The organism is Bacillus sp. JJ1503, from assembly GCF_036965125.1.
Classification (GTDB): domain Bacteria; phylum Bacillota; class Bacilli; order Bacillales; family Cytobacillaceae; genus Cytobacillus.
The window spans coordinates 1-463 of sequence record NZ_JBALOZ010000236.1; the positions used below are offsets into that span (position 1 = coordinate 1).

The 463-nt window shown below is 34.8% G+C and carries 2 protein-coding genes; both read left to right on the forward strand.

Annotated elements, in window-relative coordinates; all coding sequences use genetic code 11:
- Window positions 1-177, forward strand: a 177-nt coding sequence (locus tag V7149_RS17655) for a YtrH family sporulation protein (RefSeq protein WP_335346926.1), incomplete at its 5' end; no start/stop codon positions are given.
- A partial coding sequence (ytrI, locus tag V7149_RS17660) for a sporulation membrane protein YtrI (RefSeq protein ID WP_335346919.1) occupies window positions 174-463 on the forward strand: 290 nt, incomplete at its 3' end. The genes V7149_RS17655 and ytrI, both read left to right, overlap by 4 nt.

Genomic DNA, 463 nt, shown 5'->3' on the forward strand with positions numbered 1-463 from the left:
GCAATTATTGCAGCAATCGGAGGAACATTTGATACGCTTTATAGCTTTGAAAAAGGTGTTTTAGATGGTCAAACAAAAGACTTATTTAAACAATTCTTATTAATTCTATCTGCCTTTGGAGGAGCTCAAACGGGTGCTATACTAATAAACTGGCTAACTCAGGAGCATATATCATGAGGATGCCGCCGTATTTTTCTAGACCCGTCTGGCAGCGCTTCTTTGCTGGAATGGCAATAGGCGGTATAATCAGCTGGTTTATTTTTCTATATATATTTGGCGAATGGAATGAGAAATACAGCAAGGAAATACAAAAGCATAGAGAAGACATTGCTGATCTTGAGAATGATATTAAAATCTGGCAGGAGGACTACAAAGAACTAAATAAATTAAATAGTCAAAAGCTTATCGTTCAAGAAATTAAAGTAAAAATCCAAAACAGCGATAAATATAAACTAGATTCATT